Raw genomic sequence first — 24088 nt, 5'->3', positions numbered from 1 at the left:
TGCTATTAAGCCTTCAATAATTGAAGCCATTTCTTTTTTACCTCATCCCAATCAAACGACTCCACTTTTCGTCTAGCGTTGCTTATGATCGATTTTCGTTTAACCTTATCATCAATCAATTCATTTATAGCTTTTGCCATAGCAACACTATCGTTGGGATTTACTAATAGACCATCAAACTCATCTTGAATTAAATAAGGAATACCTCCAACATTTGTAGATACTACGGGAAGACCTAAGGCCATTGCCTCCATGACGCTCACAGGAGTATTATCGAAATTGGTTGTGTTTATGAATATATTATAGTTTTCTGAAAGGGTTATCCATTCTTCCTTTGTTAACTTTCCGGTGAATTTTACTTGTAAGTCAAGTGTGTTGGCTAATTGCTGGACCTTGCTTTGCGTTCCGTCAGAATCAGGACCAACCATACAAAGTGTGGCATCTGAATACTGCGCTTTTATTAGTTTTAACACTTCAACCGCCATTAAGGGATTATATATTTCTGAAAACGAACGTACCCATAAGAGGTTTACCGTCCTGTATTCCTTTGGCTTTAATGGATACTTCGCTATTTCAATAGCATTTGGTATATGAATAATATTATTAATTCCATGAGCTTCAAAAGCTTCCTTGAGATATAAGGAAGGTGACACATTCATGAAGGCATTTTTGAAAAGTTTTTGACTGAGATTAGGGCTGTTTTTCAACCTTGAAGGCAAATTTCCGCCATGTAGAATAGGAATATACTCTAGCTTTAATAGCTTACACAATCTTCCTATTATATAAGCGTAATAAAAGTTTTGAGTACTGTAGGTATCAATTAAAACAACATCTACCTTCTTTGCATATTTTAAACATGAATAAGCCATGTCTATAATACGCAAGAACTTATTGTTATGAGATGAGGTATATGTTACTCTAAGACCTTCATTTTCCAATAATGGACCTAAAATCTGAATTCCAGAAATATTAGATGTTTTCTTGATTAAGTTGTTTCCTATGTAAAGAACGTTTTTCATTAACTACATTTAAAAGTGCTAAGGAGTATATGAATGCTGGTGCAGCGAGTCGCATTGATGAGTGATTAATCGTTGCGAACCAAAAACACATGAATGCGTAAAAAAAGTAATTATGTTTACTTCGGGATTTCATATCTAAAGGTTTAAACAACAGAATCACTAAAATTATGACGCCAAAAATACCATGTTCGGCAAGTAAACGACTGAGCTCACTATGAGAGGTAACACCTTGACCTTCAACTTCAATACGCTGATCTTTTGCCCTACTGGATCCAATACCTAAAAAAGGATTGGATACAAATCCTTCAAGTTCTTCTTCAAAGAGTTCTTTTCTACCCGTCGTGACATCAGATTTTTCCCTTCCAAGGTGGTCTCTATTCGTGTACCTTAAGTCTATGTAGCCATCGGTTTGAGAAGAACTTACTACCCAAGTCAAGCTAAACGCAAAAACAAAAAACATAAACATTAATGCCACTTCGTTTTTCTTTTTCTTGGAAACATTAGAATAATATATGGCAAGAAATGCCAAAATAGCCACTACTGCTGTAATAACTCCTCCTCTACTAAATGTTACGATAGCACGATAGGCAATGACTGAAAATAAGCCTATATTCAATAGTTTTAATCCCAATGATGGTGACTTGGTAAATAAACGAACCACCAAAATAAACATGCCTAGTCCTAAAACGGTTGACACTTGATTTGCTCCCCAACCTCCTGAAGCATCTCTATTAGATCCTGTTCCAGACAGAACGTCCTTGACACTTGGATTGTAAAAAAATATATAAACTGTATGTGAAATTATGGGCAGCAATACATACAGCAAAACCTTATTAAGTTGGTTGAACGTTATTTTTTTATCATATGTAAACAATGCTGCAGCACCTAAACAAACCGGACCACTGAGTACAAATGCAATATTCGTTCTAAAATTGGCATCAAAGCTTAAGGTCGTAGATGCCACAAAAATGGAAGGCACTAAGAGTAAGACATACAGAAAATAAGGATAAGCCCTACCCGAAATACCTTTGTAAAACATTCCTATGATTACAAATAGAATCACAAGATACTTACCTGCTTCATAAGAAATAGATCCTCTGGTGATTCTAAACAATACCTCAGCACCTACAAAATAGGCACAGGCACATAAAACATGAAATGTTTTGGATGATTTTTCAGATAAAATGATTTTAGACAAAAAGTAAACCAATGCAATAGCAAAATAGACCTTGGCAAGATTTTCATTGAAATAGGTTAGCATTCCAATTAAAATATGCAAGATGATTGCATTAATATATGTAATATCTGTTTTCAATAGTAAACTAAAGCGTTTATCAATAAATTCATCTTACATGCAGCTAGAAATCAACTACTAAGAGAAAATTTTTTTATAATCTCCAAATGGAAAACGATAATGATAACTTTTGCCCACAAGATACAATATAAAGTGTGTTACAAAAACTGGAATAAGGGGTCTTGTTCGCTTTAAAAAAGAATCATAGGTTTTGTTGGAATAGTTACAAATTAGAAAAGGGACAGTATCAACATCGAGATAGTTTCGGTTTATTGTAGCTACATTAAGTGTTTTATTGGTATTAAAACTTCTGAAAAGAACCTCCTTATTATCCCTAACCAACTCATAGAGCTCTAAAACAGACAAAGGTGTTTCACTATCTTTTGAATAAAAGAAAAGGCTACTTGAAACATCAATTAAAATCCATTTATCTAGCTCTTTGGAATAAAACTCATTAAATGAATGGCCTCCATAAGACTTATTGAAAGGCGCTCTTGTATTTCCCCATTCACGCACTTTAATATCATTAATAACGCAAAAATTGTTAAACACCTGAGCCATATCGCTACAGACTCCTCCTCTTCCAGAAAGCATGATCTTTAAGGCTTCATCTGAAGGCTCACTTAGTCCTGGACCACCTTTTATATTATTCTGTAACCAAACGCTCAATTGCTTTATTAGGTCCATATCTGAATCAGGTTTTCCAGACACAAAGACTCTTGAATTGATTTCTTGAAAGTAAACCGGAATATCTTCCTTATGATTAAACTGATTATAAGTGCAATTCTGAATCTCTTCTATGCTTGAGTTTTTGGCCAACAACTTGAATCGCGCCATATACAAAAATGGATGTCTCTTGAAAATCCAAGATATTTTTTTTAAAACCATCTACTCAGCTTTGTTTCCTAGCAAGTGCTAAAAGTAACTAATTTTTTAAAAGACCAAAAAAAATTATCGGTCCATAAAACGCATAAAAAAAAGGTCAAAAATTAAGTGAAACATGCTTGACATCTCTCATATAATAGAATCACTATTATCTTAATATTTCCTCCTTTATTCGCTTGTTATAATATGAGTAGGTAAATTTAATAAGTTCCTGATTTTGGGATTTGATTATATTATAATACTGTAAATCAGTCAAATTTAATATTTTTTTGATTTTATCAGCAAGATTCTCAAAAGTTATTGGATAAAATAAAAATCCGTTAATGTTATCTTTTACATAATTTGAAATGGAAGACACATTTGACACCACAGGTATACAACCATAGTTCATGGCTTCTGATATAACTTTTGGAAAACCTTCAGAAGCTGAAGGCAACACAATGGCATGTGATATTTTATAAACTCGATGAACTTCTTTTCTTGACAACACACCATGAAATACAAAATTCAAACCACTTGCGCTCGCTGCTTGTTTGTAAGTGCCAACATTTGCACCATCACCAACAATATGGATGTCTTTAAGTTTTGTTTTTTCGTTTTGGTCAAGCCTTGATAAAACCTCAATTAAAAGTCCGATCCCTTTTTGGTCTTCCAATCTACCAACAAAACACAAACTAATCTCGCTTGCATTCCATTGCTTATTCTCAATACATGTTTCACCTTCGATGAATTCTTTTTCAGTTAAACATGGATTTTCAAAAGCAAGGCAATGCTCTGGTGTATCCTCCCATTTACCATTGATTGTCACTGGTCTTTTTTGCTTTTTCAGCCACCAACGTTGAAATTGATATGCCAAAGGAGCCTTTTTTTGCTTCCAATTTCCAGCATACTTGAACCAGCCTTTCTTAGAAGAAAAAAGTGTTAAGTATGGTAATACAAAAACACCTATTCCAGTTGGTGCCCTAAATTGGAAATAATCTGCTTGGTTAATACTGTTTCTAACAATCTTTAAGACTCGAGGTGTATTCCATAGGATTTTCACCTTATCAATAAATCCGTGACCTCCTAAAGCAGGCAACGCGACAAAAGTGATGCGATCTGAAATATACGGCAAGGCACTTGGTGGTGCTTCTTCTTCATGAAACATGCCCACATGAATAATCTGATCGAAAATCTCTAACAAATGGTTAATCTCTGTAATGGTTGATCCCAATCCTACCAAGGTTCCATCTGAGGATTTATAATGCTCTGTATGTGAAATAATGGTTAATGTACTCATTTCAACAAAGCAATATAGTGTTTAATTATGTAGGACCAATCGTGCTCCTTGGCCCAATTTTCAGCTTGTGTTTGGTAATCTTCTTTATGAGATAGAATTTTGGATACTGCTATTTTAAACTGCTCAGCACTAGACACTTCAATTAATTCTCCATTACAATTCGGTTTGATGGCATCTTCAATACCCGAACCAAGAGCTCCAATGGCTGGAACACCAAGTGCGTTAGCTTCTAATATAGCAATGCCAAAACCTTCAACATCTCCTGAATTGGTTTCAGAACTGAGCATCACAAAAATATCTGTTTTGTTTAATACATCTTGAAGTGCTTCATGGCTGAGTACACCATGAAAGGTAATATGTGAATCCACATTAAGTGCTTTAGCTTGAGAACGTATGGCATCTGCTTCTGTAGCGATGCCAACACAGTGATAATGAAGTTGAGGATAGGTTTTTATCAATTCTGGTAACAACTTGATCACATTTAATTGTCCTTTTCGCGGACTTACCCTTCCTACTGTAGTTAATGATGGACTACCTATTAATTTTGTTAAAGTATCTTGAGGTTTTTGCCAATTTTCATTATTGATGCCATTAGGAATAACATGAACTTCTTTGTTTAAATCGGAAACCAGACTTTTGGTGTAATTCGAAACTGCTACTATGGTATCAAATCTTTTTAAAGACAGATTTATAGATTTCCGAAGGAAAAATGATTTGAAATTCACTTCCGTGCCGTGAATGACAGCAAGCGTATTGATACTTTTAAACCAACTCAAAAAAGCTACATTCCACAATGAAAATTTACCAGTAGCAATTACATGTGAAGCCCTTTTAAGTTGTGCTTTGGTTTTCAAAATACGCTTGACGTACATAATGAGTCGAACATTGCGCTTTTTAATTCTAGTGACCTGAAAAGGCAGTTCCGTATCAAATTGTTTCTCTTCTATTCCATCGTCAGATCTTTGATCGGCAATCACAGAAACGTTAAAACCTTCCTTTGAAAGTGAAACTGCCAAATTGTAAGCATGGTTACCAATACCACCTGGCTGAGGAGGAAACTCAGACGTTACAATAAGAATATTTCGACTTTCGTTATTCACTACAATTTTGGAATTATCGGACCTTCATTGATTTTTTTAGTTGCTAAGTACCAAGATTTAGATACCTGGTAACAAACAATAGGTAACAACAATATGGATATTAAAACACCTATTAGCAATAAGGGTTTATTTTTTTTAAACTGATACGGAAAGATGGATAATGGTACCATTCGCAATAATGCCAATCGTGAAGGCGTCTTCCCAAAATAACGTCTGAAAAAATACAAAACACTTGGTATGGGTCTTGGTGCAAAAAAGTTTGACGGTCTAAAGGCATCCCAACTTCCCATTTCTCTCAATCCGCCAACTCCTGCTTTCACATCGACACAGGATGCTTTTGGGTTTGAAATACTTTTGATATCTGCTAAATACAGTCGCATCCCGAATTCACCATCTCCCATCCGTTGTTTTTCAAATTGTCTATCGAATAATCCGACTTGTTCAAATACGCTTTTGTATAGCATTGCATTTCCTGTTGCAAACTGAGAAGCAACCGCAAAAAACGAGCGATCTTTAGGAATCCCTTTATTTTCCGGATAAAAAACACCAGCAGACACCTCAGCGTTAAAAAAGTCAAGACACTTTAAGTGTGTAGTTATCCAATCTGATTGAATGCGAACATCATCTTCAGACAAAGCAATAAACTCGCCTCTAGCCTTTTGAATAGCTGTATTTCTAGCTAACCACAGCGCTTTTTCCTTTTGATGAATCAATTGAATATCCAAATCATAATCATTATAGAATGACCTATCGAATGCATCTGATTGATCTACTACAATCACTTCAAAATTCTTAAAATCCTGCAATTCCAAATCTTTCAGAATATCTTTGAGGTATTCATATCTGTTCAAGGTTGGTATAATAACACTAACAATAGGATTTCTTTCTAAGAGTTCTGACCTGTAATTAGCAAAGTCTGCATCATACGATTGAATAGGCTCAATGTTTAACCTCTTCACAGATTTGGTTTTATACCAACTTGAGAACTCAACGAATGGATTTTTGAAAGAGAATAAACGTAAAACAAGCACATAAAATACCCAAGCGCCATGAAAGTTTTTTCGAATAAAACGATAATTATCAATTACTGGAAGCTTAGCAAAATCTGTATAAAGATTCGCTTCACCAATATATCCTTTTTGAATGGCTTGCCATGACAAATCATAATCCTTAGCTTGAGAAGACTGATAGTGTTTATCTGCTTCCAATTCTACATGTATAACTTCAGGTAAATCATTAACCACTGGAAACACCGATTTGTTCGATTTAGTGAATAACCGAAAGTAATGAGTTGGTTGAAGATATTTTAAGAATTCGAATGGCATAGATTACGCTCCTGTTTTCAATTTTATCTTCTAGTACAAACGCTTATCATTTATATGCTATGGCAATGAGATGTGCTGTTTCCTTGGCCGTATCTTCAACACCTTTGGACTGAAAACGGTTGATGATATTTGACACGATGGATTTTAATGTACTCCATGGCCTACTAACACTAAAGCTTTTCAATCCTTGTACACGATATTTTCCTGTTTTAACCGCATAATGCACATCGACATTCGTAAAATATTTTTCCAAAAGCGCTTTTAAATCTGCTCTCGTATAATGCCTTACATGATCAGGATTTTTATTCGGACCTTCATTTTTGATATAGTCACCGTTAGGTGTTGTAAAATAAGCCCAACCATTTGTATTGATGACTTTAGAAATGTTTTTTACAAATACATCATCTTCTTCAACATGTTCAATGACTTCAATACAGACAACCGCATCATAAGATTCATCTGGTAAATTGGATTTCGTCATATCTTGAATGACCAAATTCTTAATATTGCTTCGCTTTTTTTGGATGGTACTTAGTATATCTTCTGTAAAGCCTAAATTAAGTGTTTCTCGAGTACCTGATTCTTGAGGAACATCTAATAAGGTCACATCCATTGGAAGATGGATCGTATATGGAGATTTTCTTCCACCAACATCTAATACAGAAGGTTTTTTACTGCTTAATTTTAAAAGACGTTTTATATCGTTTCTTACAGTAACTAAATGTGTGGGCATGATTGGAAAAGTAACCCATCTAAAGAATTCGTATGTTGTCATAGTGATTTATAGCTCCTAAAGATTACAATATTAGATATAATGCGACAAAAAACCTTAGAGTTTCCCTAAAAAGCTGAAGAAATTTTAGCGATTGTAGAACTTAAAAAATGCTTCATTCTGTTGTTCTAAGTTAAATTCCTCTCGAACCCGCTTTATTGCAACCTCTTTAATAGCTCGTTTTTCCTGAGGATTTAAACGAATGACCTCTTGTACTTTTTGTGCTAATAGTTCAGGTTGTCTCTTAGGAACGACCCATCCTGTTTTTTGATCGAGAACATTCTCGCTCAAACCTTCCGCATTAGACACAATACACAAGAGTCCCATGGCTTGTGCTTCTAAAACCGAATTACAAAATCCCTCTTGAATACTATATTGTAAATATATATGTGATGACTCTAGATACTTCTTAACTTCCGTTTGAGGTAATTTTCCAGTAAAAGTAACATGATCTTGAACATTCAATTGATGCGTAGCAAACTGTAACCTTTCATATTCTGATCCTTCACCAATAATTGTATAATGAAAATCGATATTACTATCTTTCAGTAAGCGAATGGCTTCAAGCGTATACTCCAAACCTTTTTTCCAGTGTAGCCTTGCAACAGTGACCAATTGTATGGATGCTTCTTTTTTTACATTCCCGTCAGATTGAAAAAAGTCAACATTTATCGCTGGTGGAATCACAATAATATTTTCAGACTGAATTCCTTGGGCTTTCAAATCAGTTTTCATCTCATGAGAAAGCACGTGATACTTTACTTCTTTCAAAAACAAACGTTGGTAACAACCTTTGTGTTTCAGTGGTGAAAGATACAAATCGAAACCTCTAAAACTCACCGCCATTTGAGCAGCAATGGCTTGAGCAATATTTTCCCGATTGCTTGACAGCATTCCAAATCCAAAATGCAACCAATCTATTTTTTTTCGCAATAAAAATTCGTTGACAATCGTATTACGCAAACTATTCTTTAGTGACAGACCGTCTTTTCTTTCGAGACGTAGAAAGCGAATACTTGTTTTTGGATGGCTAAAAATACTTTTAAATAAAGCCTTAGTAATGTTTGAAAGTGATTTCAATCGACTGGAGTTATAATTAGCCGAAGCGATCACAGTACAAGGAAAATCCAAATCACCTTCCTCAACATAATCCACAAACAACACCACATCAAAACCATTTTCTTGAAGACCTTTGATTTTATTCCTAAAAAAAGTCTCAGAGTATCTTGGTACTGTTGATAAAACGATACCAATGGTTTGAGATGTAGTCTTACTATTTGGCATCATGTAACTCTTTATATAGTTGAAGCATTCCGTTAATCATTTGCTTCGTGTTATGCTGCTCTCTTACAGTTGTAAAGGCATTTTCTGTTAATTTTTTTCGCTCAGCTTCCGAAAGTATACTGATTTCCAATATTTTTTCAGACATCGCTTTAGAATCACGTATAGGCACTATAAATCCGTTGATGCTTTCTGAAACAACTTCTGACATCCCTCCACAATCTGTTGTGAGTACAAGGGTTTTATGCATCATTGATTCCAATACTACATTAGCCAATCCTTCATTCAAACTTGGCAAAAGGAACAAATCAGAATTGCAAATAGCTTGCTGTACTTTTTCGAATGGCATTGTATCAAATAACTTTACGCAATCCTGCAAACCTAAATCTTGTATTTGATATGCCAATTCAATATTCTTTGAGGCACCAATGATTGTATATTCAAAATTGAAGCTTTTATCCTTTAATAGTTTACAAGCATCTAAGGCATAGGTATAGCCTTTAACCCAATGTGGTCTTCCAACTGAAATAATTTTAAGAACATTAGATTCCTTTTTTTGACTTTTTTGCAATGTCATAGGTTCGATACCACTATAAATAACCTTTATGTTTTCTTTTTTAGCCGCATACTTTTGCGCTTGTTCAGCAATATCTTTAGAAACGGAATGAAATGCATCAACATGAGGAAAGAGCGATTTATAATCGTTTGCCAATTCCTTATCTGCCACAGGCGATTGGTTTATTTGAGTACCTCTTAAGCTCAATACTAATTTCATATCAAAATCTCTAACCCAAATCCAATCTTTCAAACCTTTAGCCCACTGCAAATGGAAAATATGTGGTTGATGCCAAAGCACAGGATAAAATTTCAGTCTGTTTAGTAGAGTTAAACGGTTTTCCGACTTGAGTAACTGGTCTAATTTGTTTTTAGCTTTTCTTTTAAAAAGCGTCAGTAACACAGTATACTTAAGAAGAAGGATCAGCTTACTCCATTTGTTGTTTCGATAACCAAAAACTTTAATTTGCTTGCCATATTGGGTTTTGGATTGAAGCATTCCAAACATTTGCACTTCGATGTCATCACTTAAAGCCAATCCATTGATGAGTCTTTCAATAAAAGTTGAAGAAGGAATAACTCCAGAAAATATGGCTACTTTTAAGCGATGGCCCATTTTATTGATTAAGGTCTAGGATTGCTGTTAATGATTGGTCAATATTAAGATAATCAAAAAACAATATAAAATTATTTTTGAATGTTTTGAAAAGCCTTGTAAAAGAAGCTCCATAAATTGAGTTCATTCTTCCAAAGGTCGCGATTTCTCTTTTGAATCTCTAAAAAACCATCTTTCCCAAGAGCGTTATGGAAATCTGAAATTTTTGATGTCAAGGATTTTATTTCTGAACGTTCGATCCATACCACATGATTGTTCCAATCTACTTGATTCGCCAAGGGTAAAAACCCATCGGTATTGATATACACTGGAATTCTTCCCATAGCCAAAGTTTCATAAAACCTTACTGAAAAATTACCAGCGCCTCTATAACACAGAATATAATCTGAAGTATTGGTGTTTTCAAAATACTCCTCGGCAACCTTAGTGGCTCCTCTTCCATGTTTTATTCCTGCGCCATATTGACTTCTGATAAGAAAATTTGATTTTAGTTTTCTCGACTTCTGAACTAGTTTTATCAGTTTGTAACGGTTATAGGATGTAGATTCGATTGTTTGCGGACTTAAAGTCGAAAGCCTTAAATAATAACGCATATTTCGAACCATGACTTTAGCCGATTCTTTTAATCTATTTGAAAACGAATCAGATGCTTGTCCGCAAAAACCAACGGTTGGCATTGCATCATAGTCTTTAAGCATCACCGTTTCTGAATTGTAATAACGCTCCAAAGGATCTCTTATAAAAGCAGGCAAACCTACATGCGATTTCGGTAATTTGTTTTGATACCCACTATATCGAAACACAGTAACGTTTTTGAAATCTTTCATTTTAACTCCAAAATCGCCAGACATAAAAATGACAACCGGTTTATGGGTTTCTGCCATATTCAAAATAAACTCTTGAGCTACATTAACCTTTCCTTCATTAACATAATAGTCCCAAGACATTGGTAATATCAAAATATCAGCATCTTCAATCTGATCTACCAATTGCATCTCTTGATCTGGTATATTAAACGTTGTGGAAGCAGGATCTGGAACAAATCCATCCGATTTCAGAAATACTTTCAATAAAGGAAATAAAGCAGATCTACTTTTTGAATTTTGAAAAAGTAAAGACTTGGGATAGTATAATTTCATTGATTGCTATGGTGTCTATTATTCCCTTGGATATAATTCCGTTTCAAAGATATCCAATAAATTATTAATGGCTTTTCTTTCTGAAACTGAAAATGTATTCTTGGCCTTATTTTTTTGGGTGATGATCTGACTGTCAGGATGTGTTTTACTTGAAGGCGTTCTGTAGAATTCCTTCACATTTGATATGGGCTCCAATGAAAATTGATGACATAATTCAAGAAAGACATTCAAGTCTCTTGAAAGGTCTTCATATTTTATGATTTTGGACTGCCTTGTGTAACCTCCAAGGACTTCCAAAGGAAGTACATTTTCAATACACCATCTTAAAGTCAGCTGTTCAATAGGGTTTAGGTTTGAATAACGTCTAATATCATAGTTAAAGGTTTCCATAATCTTGTCGACCAATTTGTCTTGTTTTGAAAAAATGGAGAGATCAAAAAGCCAAGGAAAACTGACTTGTTGTTGTGACCTGATCACATCGTAAGGGTTTCTTATGATATGAACAACTGGAATATGAAATGTCTCATTGATGAATTGTGCACTTAAATTCGCCCTTACGAACTTGATGACAAACATTTTAGGTATGAATGGCAACAGATGCCTTTTGTATTTCCGATTGCTATTTTGTGCTATCCAATCGCAATCGACTCGGTTTTGAAACACCTGACGTAAATACCGATAAGCTTCTTCTGCTTCAGATCTTGTTTCAATCCATTGATCACAAATCAAATAGCCACGCTTTGTTCGTGTTTCATGTTCTGGTTCAAAAAGCATTCGATACCTATGTTGCCTTGCGATGGTTTCACTTAACCAACTTGTACCGCTTCTAGCAGTTCCAACAATGACAATATGTTTATTAAAGTTTGCCATTAATTACTGCCAACAAGATTAAAATACAATGCTTCATGTGCGCTTATGAACTTTTCCATACCGAAATTATCAATACAATAGGATCTCAAGTTAGCACCTAATACTTGGCGTTCAACTGCAGTCATTTTTTGTATGCTTGTGATTTTATCTGCAAGCGACTTATAATCTCCAGCTCGAAACAATAATTCCTTAAAGTCTTTAAGCACAAATTTAATACCTGTAACCTCTGAACCCAGAATTGGAATTCCCATACTCATCGCTTCAACCAACGCCATTGGCATTCCTTCTTTTCGTCCTTCATCCAAAGTAGGAATTACATACAAATTAGATTTTGCCACATAAGGTCTCACATCCATCTGTTTTCCTAAAAACCTAACTTGACCAGACATGTTTAAACTTTCACAAAGTTCTTGCATTTTAGTTCCATAGGCATTGGCATGATCACCAAGAATACTAAGGCGGATTCGTTGGTCATTTAAATGGTGAACGGCCTTAATCAAAACCTCAATCCCTTTAACAGGAACGAGATTGGCAACCGTTATGATGTCAAAAAAATCGTTGGATTGCTTTTCAAATAATTCCGGATTGTAATAAGCCGTATCGATTCCTAAAGGAATAAGTTTTTGGGATTTTTTCCTCGGAAAATAAGCCTTCATTTCATCATTAATGGTAATAATAAAATTGGCCAAAACACTTTTTATTTTCCAATGCTTATTGAAGCCCATGGCTTTTTTGGTGTAAATCCATTTTTTACCAACCAATCTCGCAGCAAGTGCTTCCGTCCAGTCATTACTCCACTGCCAAGAATGAATAATATGATAGCCATTCTTTTTATAGAATCTTGAAATAGGCTTCAATCTAGACCATAAGGAATAATAAGGTCGATATACCGTTTTAGTGTCAAAAATATGGATGGGACATCCTAATTTTTCAACCGTTTTAAAAAAATCGCCTCTATCATGAGTGCATGCTATTTCAATATCAAACTTGGTTTTATCGAGACCATTGACCAAGTCGTAAACCACTTTTCCACTACCTGCAGTATCAAAATTTGGGATGGTATATAATATTTTAATTTTCTTGGTTGGCATTCAATAAATCACATTTACAACTCGGTGATAAAGATACTAATCGTTGTATAATTTATCCCATAAACTTAAGGTCAATAACGTACTTAAAGCATGCGCATGAAAGACCTGGTCCTTAGTATTGAATTCATCAAGGACATTAAGGGCTAAATCCTTCGGAATAAAATCACTTTGAAATAAATAATGCTTTAAACGCTCTTGATTGGATTCTCCTAAAAAATGCATTTCCCAATTGCGTTGTATCAAAGGTTTATCCATTAACTCTTTGCCTATCCTGCTAAGTTTGGAAAGCACTCTGTAAGGCAAATTATATGGCGACTTATTATATTGGTAATTGTGGAGATTGAAAGGTTTTTGTTGGTGCCAAACGATGTGTGCCAACTTAGGGTTCTTTCGTTTGATGTATTCAATTTGAATGGCTCTATTGGCAAGAAATTGTTCTGGAATTTCGCATATAAACTCGCACATATCGTTGTGATAATAGGGCACTGTAATTGGTCTTACTTCACTGAAAATACTCAAATTGATACTTGTCCATCTCGGCGCCCAATATTCACTTTTGAATGCCCTTATTCTCGCATTGGCACTATTTTGAATGTCAATTTTTTTATGTAAATCACTGAAGCGTTCATGTAAATAATCTTCAAAATTTCCATCACATTGAAAATGCTTCCATAGCTTCTTTGCTAGTAATAATCCTGAAGGCTTAATGATTTTTTTCTTGAGCACTTCAATTTGTGATTCAAAGTCTAGATTATCAGGAACTCCCATATCATCAAAAAGCACATCGCCCCAATGTCCGAGACTAAAAATCGCTCCCATTTGCTCAAATTGGTTGATGACTGCCATTTGTCTTGGATGCGTGAATTCAGAATAGCACTCATTAATTTTGGCTAGTTGCTCAATATCATCCCATAAATATTCTGGCTGGATAAGAAACTCCTGAAATTCAAAATGGCATTGTTTCGCAATTTTACGTCCTATTTTGTGTTCAGGGTAACCACCTTTGAAAGCATAACTATAGGCCGAAACTTTTTTTCCTAACGCACTAAGTGCGACAGCTTGTGTTCTACTGTCAAGTCCGCCAGACAAAGGTAAAATCACCTTTTTATCATCAACTTGCTCAGCAATGATTCGTTCAAACAAGTCGCCAAACGCCTCCACAGAGTCGTCAAAAGTTAAGTTCTTATTTGGATTGTGATACCATTCAAAATATTTTGAAGATGAAATTAGGTTTCCTTCATCATCCAATTGATTTATTGTTCCTGGTCGAAGGACTTTCTTATGTGTCCAATAAGTATCATTATCCAAGAAAAACCCAGTAGCAACAAAAGCACATATCGCTTCATAATCTATGGCTTTCGATGCACCTTTAATAGTCGCAAAGGTTTGTTTTTCAGGAATTATGGTTGTTTTGATTTCGGACATGTCTATAAGTTTTCCTTGAAGCTTTCAAGGACTTCTTTTGGATGGTTTATTTGAACTACGGCTTGTTCAGTTCGTTTTAAAAATGGCACATATCTCAAATGATGCAATCGCTTGTACTTTTTCTTATCAATTAAGATGTAGGTTTTAAAATAAGTTTTTAAATACTCCTGATCGAATTGGTCATCATTGACCATATCTCTCCATAAGGTTTTCAATGTTCCTATGGAATTTCCACTAAGGAATGTATTGGGATGGTGTTTGAAATTTTTATATTTCTTTATAAAATCGTCAAAATCATATAAGTGATAATGCAATAAAAACCCATCCTTGACACTTTTCAATTCAGAGCCATCAATGGTTTTATAACGGTGTACATTTTTAGGAATGGTTTCAGAATCGACACGAATGGCCAGCTTTCCCATATTATGACCTAACCAATGGGAATGTTTGATGAATTTCTTTGTATATGGATTTAAATAGGAAAAATAAATACGGTTAAAGTGGTTCTTAAAATTCCTTTTAAACTTGAACTCTGTAGCTTCTAACATTACTTTATCATAAGCCATTTGCCTACCCAAAACTTCTAAGGTTTGTAACTGAACCACATCTACTGCTTTATGAGGTTCAAAAAAATCCGCTAGGCTAGGAGGTGTGTCGATTCCGGTAACAAATAGTTCGTCTGCATCCAATGATACAAGCCAATCGATTCCTAGGTCACGACATTTTATTTGAGCATCGTAAGTGTTAAGGCATTGTCTTGCGGTATGGATGGTATTATAATTTGATGTTAGTTCATCTAAATACTCTAAATCTTCAAATTTCTCTTTGGGCACCGAGTTAGAACACATCACATTGTCGAGATCTTCAACAGATTGACGACTCTTATCGGTTGAACCATCAAAGTACACAAAGATCTTTTCGATACCAATACCCAAATGGTACAACAAATTTTGTCTTAGCAGACGCTCTTCATTCTTTACCGTTATGACCAATCCTACTCTCATTAAGAACCCTTTAAATTTTGTCGAAATTTTAGATACATCTTCAAAAAGGTAAAGTTAAGCTTTTCACTTCTAGACAAACGATATCTAACACGATTAAAAAACTTTTTTACGTACTGGTTGTGAAGTTCAGAAGTAACAGGAGTGGTTTCGTTTATGTTGTTTAGAAATCGTATGTGTTCGTAAAAGTAATTCTTGTAATATGACAAGCTCCTATGGTCTAGAGCAGAAACACTATCCTCTGATTTTCTAAAAAAAGCTTTGGTATCCATGTTTTGAACAATCATCTTTCCGAAAAAAGCTTCATGGTAAAACACTCGATCACCTATGATATTATACGTTGCAAATGTTTTTGCCTTAGATATCAAATTGGCTTTAAAGACAGAAGCATTGACATTTAAAATCGGACAATAAAGGACATCATCTAGAATGAGTTCTTGCTTAAGATGTCGATTAAAAATAGGATGGTTCACTTCTCCGTAAACGCCTTTGTCATTATTGAACTTTAAGGTTTCAGCGACAACAATATCACAGTCATTGGAAAGCAACGTGTCTATTTGACTTTCCAAAAAGTTATAATCGACTTTATCGTCACTTTCTGCTATCCAAACATAATCACCTTTAACGAGATTTAGTCCTTTTTGCCACTGTTTGAACGGTGAACCAGAATTTACGGCATTGATGATGAAATGACTTACTTTGTCATGATTCTCGAACCTTTTTAAAATCTCTAAACTCTCGTCAGAAGAGTTATCATCGAGAATAATGAGCTCAAAATTTGAATAGGTTTGGTTGATGATACTATCCAAACGTTCCTCCAAATAAGGCGCATGATTATAATTTGGCAATATGATCGATACAAGTGGTTTTGCCATATTCAATGCTGTTATTTCTTTCGAATCCAGAAATTCCCTCCAGTGTTTTTATAGGTCATTGGCATGCATTCAAAAACTGAACTGTGACATTTATGCAAGTAATCTGTAAATAGAACAACCTCAAAATCGGTGTTGTACATTAAAAAAGCTCTCAAGAAATAATCCTCATTCCAATTGAAACCTCCAAGAACCCATCGTTTTGGATACTCGAAAGGGTAAAACACATCATGGAAATGTATCAACACACCCGAATTCAGTTGTGGTAAAATATGAAAGAGGATATGATTCAAATCACTTCCTGTTTTAACAATATGCGAACTATCGATAAACAGAATATCACCACTACTTAGAGATTTAAACACTTTCATGTCTACATTCTGAACAAAGGCTTCGATAATTTCTGTTTGCTGCTTATCAGATTCCGTAATTAAGGAATTTAACCTGGTCGGATAAGGCTCAATAAAGGTTAAAGCGGTTTGATTATCCAAAAATAATTCATTCACATCCAGCATCATAGCTGAAGAAAATCCGGAGCCAATTTCGACTACCTTTTTTGGCTTAAAGTGTCTTAGCATGGAATACAATGTGATTCCATCGGTATAAGAATAAAACTTATTCTTAAAATAATAACGCGTCCCTTTTTTTTCAGATTCTGGAAATGGAATCTCATCGTAATAAGCCTTTAATTTCTCTAACAGTGCTTTTTGATTGTCTACTTGAAGATCTATCCCTTCTATAGTTTCAGGAAACGCTGTATTCCAAATGATATGTTCTTTCTTTTTGATCTCTTCCCTTGAGACAATAGGAGAATAAAAATGACCAGGCGGAAAATGCATATCCTTTTTGTACGTTGCTAGATTTTTGTGAAGTGTTCTAACATACGGTAGCTTATTCAGGATTTTTTTTAAGATCTCAAACAAAGTCTAATGGGCTTAGGTTTAAATTTTCAGCAATCTACTATAAATTCATTTATATCCGAAAACTTTACTCAGAAAAACTCCAATTGGATTGAACTCCAAAAAGAGCTGCTTTTTTCGGTATCTACTCAACAACCAGAAATAGTCTTTATAAAGAATACGCTTGAACACAGCCACGTCATTAGCCATTTTCCCTTTGTTTTGTTGTGTCGCTTGGTTTTGATGGATTCTAAACTCGATAAGTTTTTTGTCGATGATGACTATTGGCATTTCTTTTAAGATTCGGAACCAATATTCAAAATCCAAAAACTGATTCAAATCGTTTCTGAACCATCCCAAGGTTTTAATCAAATCGCGTTTAAACATCACAGCGGTTGGCTCTCCCACAAAATTTACTGGAGCACTGTAAAATTTATCGGATTTAAATATTGATTTAGTAATAACTGCCACTGGGTTATAATCTAAGTTCAAATGCTGTTGCAAATCGCCATAAACTTCCAACCAATCGTCAACAGATTTCGAGTTGACATTTTCATCAACAATAAATGAGCGCTTACAAGCTACCAGTCCAGCTTGAGGCACTAAATGGAACCCTTTTACCATTTCGGCAACACAATCTGGCATCATGATATCATCTTGAAACAAAAATTTGATGAAATCACCATTGGCATATTTCATACAATTATTCCAATTATAACCAATCCCTCTAGTATCATTTGAGTGTATAGTTATCGGAAACTTAGTTTTAGGAATATAGCTCTTAATCAGCTCAAGCGTTTGATCGTTAGAGGTATCATCAGAAACTATAATTTCAATATTAGAATAGGTTTGCTCTAAAACGGAATCTAAAGCTGCTTCAATAAATTTAGCACCATTATACGTTGGGATGCAAACTGAAACTAAAGGTGTTGATTCCATGTCATTCTCTGTAAGCAAAAATATTTATAGCCATGTCAAATCTTTCACATAATATATGACGTGATATGAATGGCTTTTTTCGTGAAAACGATTCCTTTAAATGATATCTGAAGCCGTTTTGCTTTAAAATTTGTAGGATATCATCTAAATGCTGCTCATCACCGATCTCGCTATGGTATTCAACAAATAGGTTTTTTACATTTCCTAAGACATCTTTACAATCGTTTAAAACCACATATTCAGCACCTTCAATATCAATCTTTAACATATCAACAGGTTGTTCGAGAAATGTGCGTAATCGCAATGCCTTGATTTTTACAGGTTCTTGATTATCGTAAGAAACACCTACGCGTCCACCCATACCACTATCGGTATAGAAAGTGAGTTCTTCATCAGATTTCCAAACGGCATTCTTGTAAAGAACAACACCAGAAAGCTGCTGCGATTTTATATTCTTCTCTAAAAATGGCAACACCGATTCATCTGGTTCAAATGCTAGGATTTTTGCCTTCGGATAGATTGATTTGAAGTACACTAAACTCAAACCCATGTTTGCACCACAATCTATTATTATTGGTTCTTGGCTATCGGTTTTGAAATCGTAAATCTTGTCGATAAAAATCTCATTGTAAGTATCGTAAAAGGCTCTTCCATGGTGTACATAAAATGGAAAACCCTTTACATCAATTTGACCTTCCTTTTGTGATTTAAGCTTGAGAAGTTGCTTATCAAAACTGGATAGAAACAGGCGATTGACCTTGTTATATATTTGCTTTAATATGTTTTTGACAGACATTCAAGTAAAATTAGAATATAATTTGATAAAAGAAAGGTGCAAAAGAGAAAATACTTCAACCTAGTTTTTATTTTTTAAGGTTCGCAGAGCTGTTTTCGCCATAATTGCGGCGAGTTTTCCTTTAGATTCTACCAACGATGCAATATCTGATTTCCTAAGCGCTTCTTCTTTTTTTATAAGACTCATCATCTCCTGTTTTGAAAAACTTTCTTTGGTTTTGAAATATGAAGCATCCAAACCGAACATTTCACAAAGGTTCGAATTAGCCTCTTGGTACAAACTATCGATATAATTTTTTAAATGATTCAAAAATGCATTCTTTTGATCCCATTCAAATGCTTTCATAATTTCTGATAACTCAACCAAAACATCATTCTCATCATGCATTCCAATAGTCTCCAATTCATTGTCAACAGCTATGCTTATGGCTTCGACTAAGTGAGGATTAAATTTCGTATTGAGTCTCAAAGCTGTTTTATCAAGGTGATTATCTTTGATAGTTACTCCAGCTTTCAAACAAAAATCCTCAATTAAATTCAAGGTACTGTTTTGGGTTGGCAAAGTTCCGCACTTAATTTCAACATTTGCATCAGATGTTAATTCCTTGACATGCTGATAGCTTTTAAACCAATTGAAAACTTCAAACTTGAAGAGTGATTTTACAATATTGAAATCATCGTGAATTGCGGCAATGAGATAACGCTCCAATCCATCAAAAACCACAGGATCAAAACTGTTTTTTTCTAACGTTGCTTTAGCATCATTGATATATTGTTTCGATCTAAAAAACCATTGCGAATACGAAGATTCTAAAAATCCCGATTGTTTTCTTGAATAGCCAATGACCATGGTTTGCTGAAATAATTTCGAACAAATGCGGCTTAAGTTGGCGATTGCCATCGGACACTGAAAAAAATACTCATGACTCAAAATCAAGACATCGTAGCCTTTAGCGTACTTTTTCAAAGACTTTTCCAATTCCTCAACCGCCTCATTCAAAACACTACTCAAATTCAGAGCATCGATATCTCTTTTTTTAAACATAACAAACCTTATCTTTTCTTTACAAGGTCTTTTATGACTGGAAAAAAAATGTTGTATGGTAGAGGATCCACATTTTGCAGGTCCAACATGTAAAATTACTTTTTTCATTATCCGTATTTCCTATTTACAACTTACTTTAGCAAGGTTACTTCGTTAATGTTTTAAACTTGTTTTTGAGGCGCTTTTCATACCATTTCAAATAATAATTACAGATTCTAATCCTGTCATGTAAATAAAAGCTAAAATTATTTGTATAAAATGACTTATTGAAAAAGTGTAATATATCACCAAAATTATGCGATTTCAAATTAGCTTTTCTGCTCGGACCTGTATAATGGATAAAATCAACACCTGTATCGCGTTTCTTAACGACATTATCAAGAGTTAATTCATTATGATTAACGGCCTTTTCCTTTCCATAAATCCCATCATTTATAAGACTTACATCAATGGTTCCTTCGTAACTTAAAACATTCACAACAAAGTTAAAGAATCCTTGATCGCCAAACTTGAATCTTGTGTCTTTTGAAAATCCTGTATTGAGCTCGTTTCTGTAGACTTTCAAATAGGACTTTAGAGGATTGATCAATGTTTTATTTACAATGAAATGACCTGAAGAGAAATACCACATATTCTTGAGATCAAAACTTGTATTTTCAAACGTTGAAGGCACAAATGCAAAATTATCAAACACTTTAGCAATATCACTATTTAGATAATCAACTTGTTTACCTTGTAAAATTGAAAAGTCGCTTTTTGAACTTTCAATAACAGATTTAAAACTTTGACTTGTGATAATGGAATCGGCATCCATGTGAAGATAATAGTCATAATCGAAACCCATTTCTGGCAAAAAACAAATATTGATTTTGTTTAAAAGTCCTCTAAGATTAAAATCATGACAAGCATTCAATTCTTCGGTTGAAAGAACCGTTACATTTTTTCTTTGGGAAATAGAGTCTAAGTTAAAATCACCATCTTTAAATATAATCACAGGGTTTTTGATACCATAATGCTCAATGCTCGCAATTAAAGCCTTGCAATAATGAACATGACTTTTAGCCAATGAGATAACTATTGCCAAAGATTGTTTTTTCATCATGAGATACTTTCTAAGTGTTTCGTTGCCCATTTTTGCCAAGCGTAAATATGCCAAACGCCCCAAGACGAGAAAAATCCGTCATCGTAATAAGCCTTCACAAACTTCCTTATTTGATGTACATTCAAAACGTCGGCTCCATAAAAAGGCGTTTCAAAAATATGTTTATGAACATCTTCACGAAGTTCATTCTTCAACCAATCATCAATAGGTACAGAAAAACCCATTTTTTGGGCATTTATCAATTCCTTAGGAACAAATGCTTCCAAACATTCCTTGAGGACTTTCTTAAGTATTTTATGTTTCGGCAAATCGGAATCAAGCTCCCAAGAAAATGCAACGCTTTCTTTATCTAAAAATGGAACCCTTACTTCTAAGCTGTTTGCCATACTAGCGCGATCAACTTTGGTAAGTACGCGTTGCATGTGCCCATAAAACTCATTATGCCTTAATTTTTGTAGTAATTCTTTTTTTGAATTAGTATCATTCAAATTATAAAGCTCAAGAAGTTCTTTAGAAAATAGAGTGTTTGGGCATATCTCGTCTAACTGATCCTTAAAGATGTGTAAATGTTTCGCTAGCTGCCATTCTCCAAATGTTTGGTAATAAAAAGGTGCTGAACTTTTGCTCAGCTTTAGTTTATTCAATACTCTAACTACAGGTTTCCGTAGCCATAAAGGCAGCTTGAACAAGTGATAGTGTTCTGCAAATTGTCTAAATCTAGGATATCCATAAAAGAGTTCGTCTCCACCATCTCCAGAGAGCATTACCTTAAAACGTTCGGAAGCGTGTTTGGTCAGTAAATAAGTTGGCAATGAGGAATAATCACCAAAAGGTTCAGCACATTTGTCAAAATAGTCATCAATGGTATTTAAGATTTCAGTCGGTTTCACCTTAAAAATATCTTGGGTAACCGACATTTCATCTGCATAGGCTTTGGCAATGTCACTTTCATTCAGTGTAGCATCATCAACTTCCAAGGTAATCGCTTCAATGTCGTTTTTGTTATGCTTGGCATGAGCCGTAATTAAAGGACTATCAATTCCTCCACTCAAAAACGTTGCTATGGGCACATCACTAATGAGCTGTCGTTTTACAATAGTGTCAAGCTTCTTATTATAAGTTTCGGTGGTTTCTCGGGTTTCGCTATATGATGCTTTTAACTTAGGCTGAAAGGTGCAAATAATTTCTTTACTAACTTTCTTATTACCTTTAAAAACAAGACATTCTCCTGGATTGACTTGAAAAATAGACTTGTAAATGGTGTTTGGAGCTTGCATGTATCCAAAGCCAAAATACTCTTTGACAATCTCAGGCCTAAGCTCAAGGTTATTTATAAACCATGGATGTTTGAATATCTGATCAAATTGGGATGCAACCGCAATACCTTTTTCAGAAATTCCATAAAATAAGGGCTTTATGCCTGAAAAATCGCGCGTGATAATAAACGTATCGGTCTTTGAATCGACTACTGCTATAGCAAACATACCATTTAAAGCTTTCAAAGCAGAATTTACACCTAACTTATCCAATAAATGAACGAGGACTTCTGTATCTGAAGTAGATTTTAACGTGTTTAGTTGATGTGTTTCAGCAAGTTCCTTGAAATTATAAATCTCTCCATTGAACACAACTGAATAACGTCCGGAAGGGCTCTTCTTTGGTTGGTTTCCATTTGGACTTAGGTCGAGTATAGATAAGCGATTGAAACCCAACTGAAAATTAGGGCCACGTTCAATACCTGTAGCATCTGGTCCTCTATGCTTCGACAATTCAAGGATTTGAGAAAACCGATCCCTTGGTGTCAATGCTTCTTCTTCGTTACTAAACTCTCCTAAAAATCCACACATAAAATCTAGTTTTGTAAATTTAGTTGACGAAGACGACGCAACAGTTTTAAACTTATTTTCGTTTCTACATTCAATAGAAAAGTAATGTTCATTCTATTAGATTTTCCTCCCAAGGACTTTATGACAGCCTTAAGATTTTTAAAATATTTTTTCTTTTTAACACCTAGTTTCAACAAAGCTATCGCGTTGGAATACGCATAATGAATCAGGCGTTGTTTTAAACTTTGGTCTTTAGTAAAAGGACTGTTTGCAACCAATCTAGAGATATGCAACAAAGAAATGTTTCTATTCTTTTCAATGCTTTCAAAATCTTTTTGTGCCGACAGTTTGAACTCATCATTGGACATATCGTAGTAAACCAGAGCTTCATCTACAAATTCAACAGTATTACAAATAACCGCACAACTTGTATCGAACACATAATCCTCCCAACATCTGGTATCTACCCATTTCACGTCCTTGATTCGATGTCTGTCCCAAACACAAGCCGCTGTTCCCCAAGGTCTTCCATCAATAAAAATATTAGGTAAAATGGTGTTGAGTTTTTGAGCATTCAACCGCATTTCCTCAACCGCAGTACCACTTTCATTTACATAATAACCATTTGCATAAGCCATGATAGCCTCTTGGTTATTTTTCAAAGCAGCAATGACCTGCTTTAAAAAATCTTTATGCCAATAATCGTCCGTATCCAAAAAAACAATGTAGTCGCCTTTTGCTACAGACATGCCATAGTTTCTTGAAAAGCCTGGCCCTTTATTTTCATCATTTTTCAAATAGGCAATTCGATTATCTGTTATGGTTTTAGGAGGTATCTCTGAACAGTCATCAACAACAATAATCTCATAATCTGTAAAGGTTTGCTCAAATACCGAGTCTATTGCGCGTTGCAGTTTTTTTGGACGGTTATAATAAGGAATAATGATTGAAACCATAA

General features: G+C 34.6%; 22 protein-coding genes. All 22 read right to left on the bottom strand.

The features are described from left to right. Nucleotides 1-5 precede the first annotated feature (5 nt). Nucleotides 6-1019: a glycosyltransferase family 4 protein gene (locus tag AB9K26_RS06090; protein WP_369971651.1), complete on the bottom strand. Its 1014-nt coding sequence runs from the start codon at nucleotides 1017-1019 to the stop codon at nucleotides 6-8. After that, nucleotides 970-2334, bottom strand: coding sequence for an O-antigen ligase family protein (locus AB9K26_RS06085; RefSeq protein ID WP_369971650.1), 1365 nt, complete (start codon nucleotides 2332-2334; stop codon nucleotides 970-972). Before AB9K26_RS06085 ends, AB9K26_RS06090 begins: the two co-directional genes overlap by 50 nt. A gap of 57 nt (nucleotides 2335-2391) precedes the next feature. Further along, a complete protein-coding gene (locus tag AB9K26_RS06080; protein WP_369971649.1) occupies nucleotides 2392-3201 on the bottom strand; it encodes a transglutaminase domain-containing protein in 810 nt (269 codons plus the stop codon). A 145-nt stretch (nucleotides 3202-3346) separates the two neighbouring features. After that, nucleotides 3347-4477, bottom strand: a complete 1131-nt coding sequence (locus AB9K26_RS06075) for a glycosyltransferase (protein WP_369971648.1) — start codon at nucleotides 4475-4477, stop codon at nucleotides 3347-3349. Next, the gene (locus tag AB9K26_RS06070) at nucleotides 4474-5577 is read right to left on the bottom strand and encodes a glycosyltransferase family 4 protein (RefSeq protein ID WP_369971647.1); all 1104 of its coding nucleotides are present in this window, start codon (nucleotides 5575-5577) and stop codon (nucleotides 4474-4476) included. The genes AB9K26_RS06075 and AB9K26_RS06070 overlap by 4 nt, the downstream gene beginning before the upstream one ends. Then, nucleotides 5577-6902: a glycosyltransferase family 2 protein gene (locus AB9K26_RS06065; protein WP_369971646.1), complete on the bottom strand. Its 1326-nt coding sequence runs from the start codon at nucleotides 6900-6902 to the stop codon at nucleotides 5577-5579. Before AB9K26_RS06065 ends, AB9K26_RS06070 begins: the two co-directional genes overlap by 1 nt. 46 nt (nucleotides 6903-6948) lie before the next feature. After that, complete coding sequence (locus AB9K26_RS06060) at nucleotides 6949-7677, bottom strand: class I SAM-dependent methyltransferase (protein WP_369971645.1); 729 nt, start codon at nucleotides 7675-7677, stop codon at nucleotides 6949-6951. An 84-nt stretch (nucleotides 7678-7761) separates the two neighbouring features. Next, nucleotides 7762-8961, bottom strand: a complete 1200-nt coding sequence (locus tag AB9K26_RS06055) for a glycosyltransferase family 4 protein (RefSeq protein WP_369971644.1) — start codon at nucleotides 8959-8961, stop codon at nucleotides 7762-7764. Beyond that, the gene (locus AB9K26_RS06050) at nucleotides 8948-10126 is read right to left on the bottom strand and encodes a glycosyltransferase family 4 protein (RefSeq protein ID WP_369971643.1); all 1179 of its coding nucleotides are present in this window, start codon (nucleotides 10124-10126) and stop codon (nucleotides 8948-8950) included. The genes AB9K26_RS06055 and AB9K26_RS06050 overlap by 14 nt, the downstream gene beginning before the upstream one ends. A gap of 71 nt (nucleotides 10127-10197) precedes the next feature. Next, nucleotides 10198-11265, bottom strand: a complete 1068-nt coding sequence (locus AB9K26_RS06045; protein WP_369971642.1) for a hypothetical protein — start codon at nucleotides 11263-11265, stop codon at nucleotides 10198-10200. 18 nt (nucleotides 11266-11283) lie between these two features. Beyond that, a complete protein-coding gene (locus tag AB9K26_RS06040) occupies nucleotides 11284-12135 on the bottom strand; it encodes a sulfotransferase domain-containing protein (RefSeq protein WP_369971641.1) in 852 nt (283 codons plus the stop codon). Next, on the bottom strand, nucleotides 12135-13226 hold the full coding sequence (locus AB9K26_RS06035) for a glycosyltransferase (RefSeq protein WP_369971640.1): 1092 nt from the start codon (nucleotides 13224-13226) through the stop codon (nucleotides 12135-12137). The genes AB9K26_RS06040 and AB9K26_RS06035 overlap by 1 nt, the downstream gene beginning before the upstream one ends. 36 nt (nucleotides 13227-13262) lie before the next feature. Continuing rightward, nucleotides 13263-14651, bottom strand: coding sequence for an asparagine synthase-related protein (locus AB9K26_RS06030; RefSeq protein WP_369971639.1), 1389 nt, complete (start codon nucleotides 14649-14651; stop codon nucleotides 13263-13265). 2 nt (nucleotides 14652-14653) lie between these two features. Then, nucleotides 14654-15655: a glycosyltransferase family 2 protein gene (locus tag AB9K26_RS06025; RefSeq protein WP_369971638.1), complete on the bottom strand. Its 1002-nt coding sequence runs from the start codon at nucleotides 15653-15655 to the stop codon at nucleotides 14654-14656. Further along, complete coding sequence (locus AB9K26_RS06020; RefSeq protein ID WP_369971637.1) at nucleotides 15655-16527, bottom strand: glycosyltransferase family 2 protein; 873 nt, start codon at nucleotides 16525-16527, stop codon at nucleotides 15655-15657. The genes AB9K26_RS06025 and AB9K26_RS06020 overlap by 1 nt, the downstream gene beginning before the upstream one ends. An 11-nt stretch (nucleotides 16528-16538) precedes the next feature. Then, a complete protein-coding gene (locus tag AB9K26_RS06015) occupies nucleotides 16539-17447 on the bottom strand; it encodes a class I SAM-dependent methyltransferase (protein ID WP_369971636.1) in 909 nt (302 codons plus the stop codon). Nucleotides 17448-17492: 45 nt separating this feature from the next. Then, nucleotides 17493-18362, bottom strand: coding sequence for a glycosyltransferase (locus AB9K26_RS06010; protein ID WP_369971635.1), 870 nt, complete (start codon nucleotides 18360-18362; stop codon nucleotides 17493-17495). A gap of 1 nt (nucleotide 18363) precedes the next feature. Then, on the bottom strand, nucleotides 18364-19158 hold the full coding sequence (locus tag AB9K26_RS06005; RefSeq protein ID WP_369971634.1) for an FkbM family methyltransferase: 795 nt from the start codon (nucleotides 19156-19158) through the stop codon (nucleotides 18364-18366). A 60-nt stretch (nucleotides 19159-19218) separates the two neighbouring features. Next, nucleotides 19219-20202, bottom strand: coding sequence for a hypothetical protein (locus tag AB9K26_RS06000; RefSeq protein WP_369971633.1), 984 nt, complete (start codon nucleotides 20200-20202; stop codon nucleotides 19219-19221). Nucleotides 20203-20347: 145 nt separating this feature from the next. Then, nucleotides 20348-21301: a hypothetical protein gene (locus tag AB9K26_RS05995; protein ID WP_369971632.1), complete on the bottom strand. Its 954-nt coding sequence runs from the start codon at nucleotides 21299-21301 to the stop codon at nucleotides 20348-20350. Then, entirely contained in the window at nucleotides 21301-23151 is a 1851-nt protein-coding gene (gene asnB / locus AB9K26_RS05990; protein ID WP_369971631.1) for an asparagine synthase (glutamine-hydrolyzing), read from the bottom strand. The genes AB9K26_RS05995 and asnB overlap by 1 nt, the downstream gene beginning before the upstream one ends. Nucleotides 23152-23156: 5 nt before the next feature. Next, a complete protein-coding gene (locus tag AB9K26_RS05985) occupies nucleotides 23157-24086 on the bottom strand; it encodes a glycosyltransferase family 2 protein (RefSeq protein ID WP_369971630.1) in 930 nt (309 codons plus the stop codon). Between the last annotated feature and the right edge of the window lie 2 nt (nucleotides 24087-24088).

Source organism: Psychroserpens sp. XS_ASV72, from assembly GCF_041224425.1.
In the GTDB taxonomy this organism is placed as follows: Bacteria; Bacteroidota; Bacteroidia; order Flavobacteriales; family Flavobacteriaceae; genus Psychroserpens.
This window is presented reverse-complemented; position numbering and strand designations above follow the sequence as displayed.